Source organism: Acetobacter sp. DsW_063, from assembly GCF_002153745.1.
In the GTDB taxonomy this organism is placed as follows: Bacteria; Pseudomonadota; Alphaproteobacteria; order Acetobacterales; family Acetobacteraceae; genus Acetobacter.
The window spans coordinates 41183-51975 of record NZ_JOPL01000041.1 but is presented as its reverse complement, the minus strand read 5'-3'; the positions used below and the strand labels follow the sequence as shown (position 1 = coordinate 51975).

At 59.7% G+C, this 10793-nt stretch carries 7 protein-coding genes and 1 pseudogene; 4 read left to right on the top strand and 4 right to left on the bottom strand.

The annotated features are described in order from the left end of the window. Positions 1 to 355 precede the first annotated feature (355 nt). From HK28_RS07685 to HK28_RS07670, 4 genes are all read left to right on the top strand, one after another. Entirely contained in the window at positions 356 to 2803 is a 2448-nt protein-coding gene (locus tag HK28_RS07685) for a helicase-related protein (protein WP_086644014.1), read from the top strand. Positions 2804 to 3574: 771 nt separating this feature from the next. Further along, positions 3575 to 4192 (top strand): YceI family protein, encoded by a 618-nt coding sequence (locus HK28_RS07680; RefSeq protein WP_086644013.1) that lies wholly within the window; start codon positions 3575 to 3577, stop codon positions 4190 to 4192. Positions 4193 to 4197: 5 nt separating this feature from the next. Beyond that, entirely contained in the window at positions 4198 to 4818 is a 621-nt protein-coding gene (locus HK28_RS07675; RefSeq protein WP_086644012.1) for a cytochrome b, read from the top strand. Continuing rightward, the gene (locus HK28_RS07670; protein ID WP_086644011.1) at positions 4815 to 5387 is read left to right on the top strand and encodes a YceI family protein; all 573 of its coding nucleotides are present in this window, start codon (positions 4815 to 4817) and stop codon (positions 5385 to 5387) included. The genes HK28_RS07675 and HK28_RS07670 overlap by 4 nt, the downstream gene beginning before the upstream one ends. Positions 5388 to 5555: 168 nt before the next feature. Here the strand turns inward: HK28_RS07670 and HK28_RS14285 are convergent, their stop codons facing one another. From HK28_RS14285 to HK28_RS07655, 4 genes and pseudogenes are all read right to left on the bottom strand, one after another. Next, the gene (locus HK28_RS14285) at positions 5556 to 6536 is read right to left on the bottom strand and encodes a TonB-dependent siderophore receptor (protein ID WP_233140419.1); all 981 of its coding nucleotides are present in this window, start codon (positions 6534 to 6536) and stop codon (positions 5556 to 5558) included. A 692-nt stretch (positions 6537 to 7228) separates the two neighbouring features. Next, positions 7229 to 7681 (bottom strand): annotated as a pseudogene (locus HK28_RS14280) (TonB-dependent receptor plug domain-containing protein); the annotation flags it as partial. Between the two features lie 773 nt (positions 7682 to 8454). Then, positions 8455 to 9519, bottom strand: a complete 1065-nt coding sequence (locus tag HK28_RS07660; protein WP_086644010.1) for a WD40 repeat domain-containing protein — start codon at positions 9517 to 9519, stop codon at positions 8455 to 8457. A gap of 173 nt (positions 9520 to 9692) precedes the next feature. Next, positions 9693 to 10703, bottom strand: a complete 1011-nt coding sequence (locus HK28_RS07655; RefSeq protein ID WP_086644020.1) for a GTP-binding protein — start codon at positions 10701 to 10703, stop codon at positions 9693 to 9695. Positions 10704 to 10793: the final 90 nt, after the last annotated feature.

Genomic DNA, 10793 nt, shown 5'->3' with positions numbered 1-10793 from the left:
AATCATGGGCCAAGCTTATCAATTGACGGTTCTTCGATCCCTCCACGTGATCAGTTCCATCTAGGGCCGAGATTTCTGATAGGCTAACAATTAAGGCGACGGATCGCTGAAAATGCGACGCGAGGTATCCCGTAATGGCGTGGCCACGCCCCCCTCATCCACTCGTCGCCGGATGCGTCAACGATAGGCTGTCTTTGCATACGGTAACGCCGTCCAGCTTACAAAATTGGGTTGCTTGTGACGAAGGGGGTGACTCTGTGGCGTCAAGCGGCTCGACCTGCTGCTTTGAGGCGCGCCTGCATAGCCGTACTGGTGGGGATTGTTCCGTTGCCGTGTATCGCGCACACTGGACCCAATGAACGCGCCGATAGGTCCTCGCCCCACGCTGGTCGCACCAGATCCTGACCGTATAAATTCGGTCGGGTCTCATGATTCTTCGTCCCCGGCCCGCGCGGCGCTGGAAACAGCGTTGTCGCGTACCGGCCTCGCGGTTGAGCCGCGAGAGGAGTCCGCGCTGCTGCGCCGCATTGGCCGGGCCCTGGCGCCGGGTGCGCGCGAGATTCCCGACGATACGTTCATCGCCGCGCTATGCGCGGTACGTCGCAAGCGCTGGGCGTCTCGGATGATGGATCTGACCCGGCGCGAGGGGCGGATATGGATTTCCCGCGAGGATATGGAGCAGGCGGCGGCGAACGTCGATGATCCGGCGGCGAACGATCCGATACTACTCAACGCTCTCGAGCCCGTCTTGGCCGCGCGTTATCGTGAACTCGGCGATACGCCGAAGGCGGCGTTGGAGGCGTTGCGGGCGGATATGCTGGACACCGGGCGGGTGCTGTCCAGCGCACAGGTCGCTCGCGTCGCAGCGTCCATTGCGAGTGCTTTCGGCCTCGCGGATAGCGACCGTTTCGCTGGCGGGGCACAGCGCGAAGATGAGGAGCGTGCGGAAAACGAAGCGGCGATAGAGCGCGCCGCTCAGGCGCGTCGGCGTAGGGAAGAATTGCGCCTTGAAGAGTGGGAACAAAGCCTTGTCCCGTTCCGCGAAGTGCCGCGCATTCTGCATTGTTCGCAGCGGGAGGCGTTGCGCTGGGTCGCGGAAAACCGTCTTCCGGTCGCTCGGCGCGTGCGGCAACCGGACGGATTCGAACTATGGGAATTTGATCCGGCCGAGCTCGTCGCGCTTCGTGGCGACCTGCAGGAGTGGCGTCGTGGCGGGCAGGACGATAGCGCAGTTCCCAGGCGGGAAGGGGGGCGCGATGCGCGCGGCCGTCACGATACCGCGCTGCCGGAACCGCCCGCCGTTGGAAAGCATGTGGCCAACGCGGTCATCGCCCGCGTGGCGGCGCTGGATAGATACGCCGCGCATTTTCGCACGGCCAGGGCGCTGACGCGGCGGATCACTCTGGTTACCGGCCCGACAAACAGCGGCAAGTCGCACACCGCTCTCGACGCGCTCGCCCGTGCGGAGAGCGGTCTGGCGTTGGCCCCGCTTCGTCTTTTAGCGCATGAGTTTCGCGAAGCGCTGGCGTCGCGCGGTGTGGACGCGGCATTGGCCACAGGCGAGGAACGGATTGCCGCGCCGGGCAGTCGGCATCTGGCGGCGACTGTCGAGATGTGTCCGTTCTCCAACCCCGTCGATGTCGCGGTGATTGATGAAGCGCAGATGCTCTTCGATCCGGATCGCGGCGCGGCCTGGACGGCTGCGATCATGGGCGCCCCGGCAAGGCATCTGTTCGTTCTTGGCGCGCCGGATTGTATTCCAATGGTGCGACGGATAGCTGAGCTTTGTGGCGATCCGCTGGATGAGATCACCCTCCATCGTAAAAGTCCGCTTCGCGCGGCTCCCTCAGGCGTGCGTCTTAACGACCTCCGCACTGGCGACGCTTTGATCGCGTTTTCCCGTCGTGAAGTGCTCGACCTGCGCGCAGCGTTGATGGAACGCGGGCGACGGGTGGCGGTCGTATACGGCGCGTTGAGTCCCGAGGTGCGTCGGGCTGAGGCGCAACGCTTCAATTCTGGCGCGGCTGATATCCTGATTGCTACCGACGCTATCGGCATGGGACTGAATCTGTCGATCAAGCGCGTTGTCTTTGCATCCTTGCGCAAGTTCGACGGGCGCCAGACACGCGACCTGTCGGTGCAGGAGGTCAAGCAGATCGGCGGTCGCGCCGGACGGTATGGCAAGCACGAAGATGGCGTCGTCGCGGTTCTCGCTGACGCCGGTAGTCCGCGTTTCATCCGGGATCGTCTCGCGGCCGCGCCGGAACCGCCGGAGGAACTGCGTCCGCTGGTGCAGCCGGATGCGGATATCGTTCGCGCGATCGCCGCCGAGATCGGGTCGGACAGCCTTTACGGCGTGCTCGCCCGTATCAAGCGTGCGGTGCTGCGCGTCGACGATCCGAATTACCGTCTGGCCGACATGGAGCAGCCATTCGCCATCGCGTCCGCTCTGGAGGGGGTGGAAGGGCTCGACCTGACACAGCGCTGGACCTACGCGATGTGTCCGGTCGACGATCGCGACAACGGGATTCGGCGTCTCGTAGGTTGGGCGGCGGAACACGCGTCGGGCCGAGCGGTTCCTCCGCCGGGGACAGGTCGCCTGCCGCCGCCGGATCGCGCTGGTCGCGAGGAGCTTGAGCGCGCGGAGAAACGGCATAAACGTCTGGTGGCGTGGCGCTGGCTGGCGCTCCGGTTTCCTGACAGCTACCCCAACCGGGAAGATGCAGAACGTGCGACCGCTGAACTCAACGACTGGATTGAAAGCGTGTTGCGTCAACACAGCCGCGCCCGCACGCGTCGATGAAAGCCGCTTGAAAATGCGAGAGGTCGTGCGGCTGTAGCGCGTTTGATTGTGTTGACACAGGACAACGCTGGGACTTTGGCTGCTTGTCGACTTCGGAAAGCTGCGTATGCGCTCGTTTAATGGTGACGCCGTGGCTGCATTTTAGAATAAGCTTGCAAGGAAATGGCATTCATTCTGGTAACTTGAAAAAGCTTCTCGCGGTCGGTTTTGGAGCGTCGCGAAGGTGGCGCTTTGAGTCTCGGCCTTACATGTGCTGCCCAGTGAGGTTCCCCTGTAATCGATGAGGTAGTGTCTGCGTGAGGCGTAATCTCGTAGAAGAATGACGCAGCCGGACCTGATCGGACGCGGCGCCTTTGCGGCGATGGGTAGCCAATCAATAAACGATCGTGGCTTCTATGTCGGCAGAGTCCTGGAACACGACTCCACACGATGAGAGGCTCCACTCAGGGAGGCGAGACGCGTGTATGTCGCCTGACATATGCCGAGTAGCCGCCACTATCCGCCAATTCCTGCGACAAGCCGACGAACAGCCATGAGATGAGGCCCATGTAGAGAGGGGAGGGTGAAGACGTGAAGAGCATCGTCCTGTGTGCGCATGCTGCCCAGAGGCGCAGTGAATGCAAAATAGGGAAACTTTGATTTTCCATTGTTGCTATTTATTGCGTCACGACGCCGCTGTAATGAAGGGGCCAGAAGAGAACGAGGCCGTTCCGGCCTTGCATGAAACCATGATCTCTTGTGCCTGAGTTTTACCGAGCGGAGCGTCTCGCCATGAAGTACAGCCTTTTTTCATTTCCTGCTGCCACCCTTGCGATCGGCCTGTTGGCCGGCAATCCGGCGTCTGCGCAGGTCGTCACCAGCGCCTCGCAGATTCAGTCCGGCGCTTATGATGTAGAGCCTGGTCACACGCAGGTCAGCTTTGAGGTGCTGCATTTCGGTTTCACCAACTATCTCGGCGTGTTTTCGAACGTGTCTGGGACGCTTAACCTTGATCCGAAGAACCCGTCCGCTTCTAAGCTGTCTGTGACAATCCCGGTGGACTCGGTGCAGACCACCAGCGCGAAACTCAATGACGAACTCAAGGGCGATCAATGGTTCGACGCTGCGAAGTTCCCGAACGCCACGTTTGAGTCCACCTCTGTTCGGCTCAACGGCAAGAATGACGCCGTTGTGACTGGCAACCTGACCCTGCACGGCGTGACGAAGCCCGAAACCCTGAAGGTTCACTTCATCGGCGCTGGCGTGAATGCGCTGGACAAGAAATACACGGCTGGTTTTGAGGCCACGGGCGTCATCAAGCGCAGCGACTTCGGCGTGAAGATGTATGTGCCTTACGTCTCTGACGACGTGCACCTGCGCATTGCTGGCGCCTTCGAGCGTCAGGACTGATCTTCATGACCACGCCCGCGAGCGCAGTTGGCGGGAACACGCGGTACACCACGGTAGCGATTGTCCTTCACTGGATGATCGCTCTGGGGATTCTGACCCTGATCGCAATGGGGTTGGTCATGGACCATCTCCACCTCGATACGATGCGCGTGTTCCAGCTCTATCAGCTGCATAAATCTATCGGCATTACCGTAATGCTTCTGATTGTTCTGCGCATTGGCTGGCGTTTCGGTCACCGGGCGCCAGCATTGCCAGCGAGCATGCCGCCGCTTGAGAAAAAAGCTGCGCACCTCGGGCACGCCCTCCTGTATGGTTTGCAGGTGCTGCTGCCGCTGAGTGGATGGGCGATGGTGTCCGTCTCCGTACTTGGTATTCCAACCGTGCTGTTCGGGACAATCCCCTGGCCTGATCTTCCGGTTCTCTCAACTCTGTCGGACAAGGCGCCTGTCGAGGACGCCCTCAAGATTGTTCATCACTGGGCCTCATGGGGTCTTCTCGCATTGATCGTCGTGCATGTGACGGCAGCCCTGCGCCACCATTTCGTTTTGCGCGATAACGTTCTTCGTCAGATGCTGCCAGCCTTCGGCGCATCTTATTCACTACGCCAAAAGGGAAAAGTCCGATGAAGGTCGCTCATAAGTTTCTTCCCGTCGCCGTCGCCATCGTGGGCGCGCTCGCGCTTTCGGCTCCGGCGTTTGCAGCTGACTGGAAAGTCAAAGCCGGAGATGGCGCACTCGGGTTTTCCGGCACTCAAACCGGCAAGGCGTTTTCAGGGCATTTTGGGAAATACGATGGGTCGATAACGTTCGATCCGGCTCACCCTGAGGCAGGGCGCGCAAAAATTACGGTGGACATGACGAGCGCCACAACGGGCGACAGTCAGCGAGATGGCGCGCTGCCTGGTCACGACTGGTTCGACGTAAAGGCGTTCCCGACGGCGGTGTTCGACGTGAAGGACTTCAAGGCCAAAGGCGGCGACGCGTATGATGCGGAAGGCACGTTGACGATAAAGGGCGTCAGCAAGGCTGTCGTTCTACCCCTCACCATCGACATCAGCGGCGACGCCCTGCACGCCAAAGGACATCTCCAGCTTGTCCGTTCGACGTTCAGTGTTGGAACTGGTCCCTGGGCATCAGGGCAGTGGGTGGCGCTTGAAGTGGGCGTGGACGTCGATGTTACTGCGCACGGGGGCTGACGAACGGGATTTTTCTCTGCGGCCTTCTGAAGCAGCCAAACTTTCTCGAAAAAGTCTGGATCGCTGTGTAGCGATGTGATCGCTACACAGCCCCTGTCTTGTCGCGCTGGGCTTGTTTATGTTCGCAGCGCTGAAGATGGTTGTTCTGCGACTTGCTGACGTTCGATGTCAGAAATCGATGCGGGCGCTGACTGTGGCGGTGCGTGGCGCACCCGGAAAAAGCTGCAACGAGCCGCGACTGACCCAGTAGCGTTCATTGCCTATGTTCTGAACGGAAGCCCTGAACGTCAGGCGGTGGTTCTGTACCTGGGTTATGTATTGCGCCCCGACATTGCCGATAATGTAAGACGGCATACGGAAGTTGTTGTCGGGATTGAGCCATGCCGCCGATACGTAGTTCAGGCCGCCGTTGACGCTTAACCCCTTCACCCAGCGCAGCGTATAAATTGCCGAGAAATTGGCCTCGAAAGGCGATGTGGATTCTGCCTGCTTGCCCTTGTATGGCGTTCCTGAGCCGTATCGGGCGTCAAGATAGGTCAAACTCGCCGAGAGTTGCAGATCGCGTGTCGCCTCAACATTTACGGCGGCTTCAACGCCTTGATAGCGGACAAGTCCGCCCTGTTGCTGGACATTATTTGAATCGACGTATGATGCGATTGTGTCCATGCGATATAGAGCGATCGTGCCGCTCCATTTGTTACGCTGGAACTTGGCGCCGACTTCATACTGGTCGCTGCGCATTGGGGCGAATACGGCGTAAGCATTCTTCGTCGTCGCAGCCGCCTGCGTTCCGGATTGCATGGCCTGGACCCAGCTGAAATACAGATTGATCCCTGCGTCCGGTTTATAGGATAGCGAGACGACAGGGGTGACAGGATTGTTCTGGCGCGCCGCAGTCCGACGGCCGCTGCCGTCGGTCGCGTAGTCGTTTTCAATATAATCGGTGTAGCGTGCGCCCGCGAGCAACGACCATTTTCCCCAGGTCACCGTGTCGCTCCAGAATGGGGAAACTTGCGTGTAGTCGACGTAACGATAGAGGCGGGGATTATAGGCGGTGCCATTGGTCGCGGTTGGACGCGTCGTGTAGATATTGCCGTACTGATTTGGCGGATAATAGGCGGCATTGGCGTCAGCATCGAAATCCTGCAGCAGCCAGGTGATTCCGGCGACGACATCGTGGCGCAGTGGCCCGGTTTTGAACGTTCCTTCGGTTGTCTCCTGAGCCTGGGATATGTGAAGACGCGTGTCATCTGGAACGGACGGTTCAGATAATCTCCCTTGTTATCAAGGAAAGTGATTGCATTGGAGGGAAACCTCTCATCCAGATGCGTGTAGGCGTAGGTCAGACGCGCAGTCCAGTTTGGCGCAAACCGCCAGTCGAACCCGGTGTTGAAATGCTTGAAATCGTTCGTTTTCCATGAGTCAGGAGCCCCCAGTTCAGCGCGTCCGCTGATCGGGCTCAGGTAATGCAGCGAACTGCTGACGCTCACGCCATTGACCATGCCTTTTTGAAGCGTATTGAGATAGAACGCGTCGCCGTGCCAATCGAGGGTATCGGTCAAGCGAACGTGGATGCTTCCGGAAACGGATGTGCTGCGAAGAAAACTTCCATTGTACTGATTGCCGACTTCGTTGCCGATGGCCAGCCTCGTCGTCACGCGCCCGGCGTGATCCAGTGGTCCGCCAGCGTCCAGGCTCTGACGGAAAACCGCATCCGAACGATATCCGGCCTCCAGTGCGAGCTTGGGTGCGTCTACCGGTTTTTTGAGTTGAAAATCCATGACGGCGCCGGGGGAACCGAAGCCATAGAGAAAACCCGAAGCCCCTTTGAAAAGCTGGAATTGGCCGAAATTGGCCATGGGAAGATCGATATACCAGTAAGGAATGGCGAAGCCGTCGATCTTGTAGCCGTTGGTCCAGTCGAGATTGAGGCCGCGGACGCGAAAACTTGCGCCCGAAGCGGTGGAGCCGCCGTTGGAGTTCTGCTGCACGCCAGGTTCGGAGCGAAAAACGTCAGCGATGTCGACGGCCTGAATCTGCTCCACCTTGGCTGCCGAGACAACGCTCAGAGAAAATGGCGTGTCGAATTCGGATCTGTTTCCCAGTGCACCCAACGGCGTGTGGGCTGCGAGATGAGGGCGACGCGCATCCGCCTTGACCGTGATGCTCTCAGTGTTGTTTGCGTAGGTTTTTGACGCCTCTTTATGTTTTCGGGATGTTGCTGTGTTGTCGCCCGGATCAGGCTTTGGCGTAGCAGCATGACTTGCCGCGCCCAGAGAGAGTGCAACGACCATGGAGGCGGATTTGGATCGATTTGAAAAAGTCATGAGAAGAGGGCAGCCGGGGCAGTTTCCGCTGACTCGGTCGCTGCATATGTAGGCGCTCGATCGGAGGTTGTCGTAGGCACATTCACCGCAGCCGGAAGCCGTATGGATGGTGGATGGGGGCTCGTATAGATATTGACCGGCGGCGTCATAGGAATGGTCCGTAGCTGTGTTGAAGCAGCTTCAAAAATACATGTTAAATTAGTAATATCTATATATAACTATTATAAATAGTGTAAAATACACGCATTTGATTTGTTCATGTTTCAGGCGTCAATGCTGTATGACATATGCAATCTTCTATGATTTTTTCGGGAACAACGCGCATGAAGGCTCAGTCTGCGCAACTCTCGAGCTGGGCGGTTCATGGGGATCTGTCAATCAAAGTCAGGGATGTGAGCCGAGCGCCTCAGCCACAGTTGAGCGATGCGGATTTTGTCACATCGTAACGCGGCATCGCCGAGCACGCAGGCTAAATCCGGCGTTACTCGGTAAGTGCAAAGTGCAAAGCTAGGCCGCTGCCGTATTGAAGTCAGGCAAGCGACATAGAAGAAAATTTCCAGAGAAAAACGCTCACTTTGAAAGTTTATTCGAAAAATCCAACTCTTCAATTTTCGTGATGTTGGGCGTGCAGACCGCTACCGCGCCGAGTACACGGACGGACAGGACCATACGCCACCCTGCGGGCGAAACATGTGTCTCGCTCAACAGAGCGACATCGGCGGTACTGCCGCGGAAAACGGTCAGTCTGGAGCCGTCAGGTCGAGAGCGCCTATACGCCCGTCTTCGGTTCCATATCCCAAAATGCAGCCGTCGCTGCTGAATGCCAGCGCCGAAACCGGCCCTCCCGCCGCTGCGCAGACCGGCAGCACCCGGTGCGAGGTGTAATCGACCATCAGCACCGCGCCATCGGCGAAACCGGCCGCCACGATATCCTGCGTCGGATGAGTGGCGACCCGCGTGCAGTTGACTCCCGGAATGCCGGGCGTCTCCATGGGCGGCTTTCCAATCGGGCCGCCACCGAAGAACGGCCACATCACGACGCAATCGGCGCCGCTCGTGGCCAGCCATTTCCCGTTGCGGGTAAACGCCATGGAGCCGATTTTCGAGGGATAACCGCTCATACGCATGTTATGCCCGTCTGACAGACGCCAGCCGTGCAATTCGTTTTCCTGCATAGCGGTGACAACGGCCTCGCCCGCAGGATGGATCGCGACGCCAAGATGGCTGCCCTTCCACTCCAGAAGACGCGGCTTGCCGTCCTTCGATTGCACGAACCACAAGGACAGGCCGTTGTAGTGCGACGCCGCCAGACGCTTGCCCTTGCCGTCGAATGCGAGCCCCGAGACGGTGGACGCGTGTTCGAACGTTCGCAGTGCCTCTGAGCCGCCTCCCGCCCAGAGTTGCGCCTCCTTGCCGGAAGCGAAGGCGATCAGCGCGGTCTTGCCCTGGCTGAACGTCGTAACATGCTCGATCCAGCGCCTCGATCGGGCGACGGTCTCAACGGTTCCGGAAGAAGAGGTGCGTTTCAAATGGCAGTCTTCGCCACCGGTCAGGAACGCGTCGCTGCTGACATCGGGGGCGATCGTGAGGGCAGGGCCGTCATGGACCTGCGAGACCGTCCACGAATCCGGGGTTTTCAGCCCGGAACGTGGAGCAAGGATCACGTCGCCCTCTCCCGTCGAGAAGGCGAGGAGACTGTTGTCGCGAGAGGTGCAGCACCCGGTGATATGGGCGTCGAAACGCCGTTCGGCGCCTCGTGAATCCACGAGGCCGGGAAAGTTGGGGGGCGAAATCGTGCTGCTCATTCCGGTCTTTCTGGCTCCGTCATAAAAAGGGGAGACCCGCGATGCTGGGCGGGATGTTTGGCGTGGGGCGCATTGTCAGATGGTCGGGGTAGGGACGTAATCAGGGACTTTCACGATCTGCGTTCGCGCATACGCCACCCTCACTGACGGGCGGCGCGTAGAGAGCGATCGCCTCAGGCCAGGCAGCTCTCGAAACCACGGCGCAGACGCGGGCGGTTGAGGTTGCGTCCGATCAGCACCAGCCGGGATTCACGTTTTTCACCCGCTCTCCACGGACCGATGAAGTCGCCATCCGCCATCATATGCACCGCCTGAAACGCGAAACGTTCGTCCCGACCCTTGAAGTCCAGTATGCCCTTGGCGCGGAGGATGTCTGCGCCCTGTTCCTGCAGGAGGGCGCCGATCCATGCCTGAAAACGCGGCTCGTCCGCTGGGCCGGGGAGCGTGAAGGACATGCTGGTCACGTTCTCCTCATGCGAATGTTCGGAGTTTTCGAGGAAATCGGGGTGAGCGGCGAGCGCGCGCTGCAGGTCGAAACCGCCCTGATCCAGAACGTCGGTCAACGCCACGTCGCCGCGCGTTGCGTGATGGATGCGCACGAAAGCGTTGATTGTGCGGATGCGCGCTTCGATCTCTGCGATCTTCGCGGCGTCCACCAGATCGACCTTGTTCAGGATGATGACGTCCGCGAAGGCGATCTGGTTGGTCGCCTCGGGGCTTTCTTCCAGAGTCTGGAGCACGTTGTAGGCGTCCACGACCGTCACGACCGCGTCCAGTCGAGTCTTCGCGCGCACGTCTGCGTCCACGAAAAAGGTCTGCGCCACCGGGGCGGGATCGGCGAGGCCCGTCGTCTCGACGATGATCCCGTCGAATTTCTGCCGGCGCTTCATCAGGCTGCCAAGGATGCGGATCAGGTCGCCGCGCACGGTGCAGCAGATGCACCCGTTGTTCATCTCGAACACTTCCTCGTCGGCGTCGACGACCAGGTCGTTGTCCACGCCGAGTTCGCCGAACTCGTTGATGATGACGGCGTAGTTGCGGCCGTGCTGAGCGGTTAGAATGTGGTTGAGCAGCGTAGTCTTCCCCGCGCCGAGAAATCCGGTCAGCACGGTCACGGGCGCAAGCGCGCCGGAGGATGATGTCGCGTTTGCGGGCGTTGCGGTTGCGTCTTGCGTCGCGGACATGGTCGTCGTCTCCGTCACTCTACTTCGCCCGGAAGGTCGCCGTCAGGCGTCGGGTTGCGGAAGAGATATAGGCGCGGCCTTCCTGTCAGA

Excerpts from the sequence above, each read along its gene's own strand:
- HK28_RS07685 (WP_086644014.1), top strand. The coding sequence starts at position 356 with ATGAACGCGCCGATAGGTCCTCGCCCCACGCTGGTCGCACCAGATCCT.
- HK28_RS07680 (WP_086644013.1), top strand. The coding sequence starts at position 3,575 with ATGAAGTACAGCCTTTTTTCATTTCCTGCTGCCACCCTTGCGATCGGC.
- HK28_RS07675 (WP_086644012.1), top strand. The coding sequence starts at position 4,198 with ATGACCACGCCCGCGAGCGCAGTTGGCGGGAACACGCGGTACACCACG.
- HK28_RS07670 (WP_086644011.1), top strand. The coding sequence starts at position 4,815 with ATGAAGGTCGCTCATAAGTTTCTTCCCGTCGCCGTCGCCATCGTGGGC.
- HK28_RS07660 (WP_086644010.1), bottom strand. The coding sequence starts at position 9,519 with ATGAGCAGCACGATTTCGCCCCCCAACTTTCCCGGCCTCGTGGATTCA.
- HK28_RS07655 (WP_086644020.1), bottom strand. The coding sequence starts at position 10,703 with ATGTCCGCGACGCAAGACGCAACCGCAACGCCCGCAAACGCGACATCA.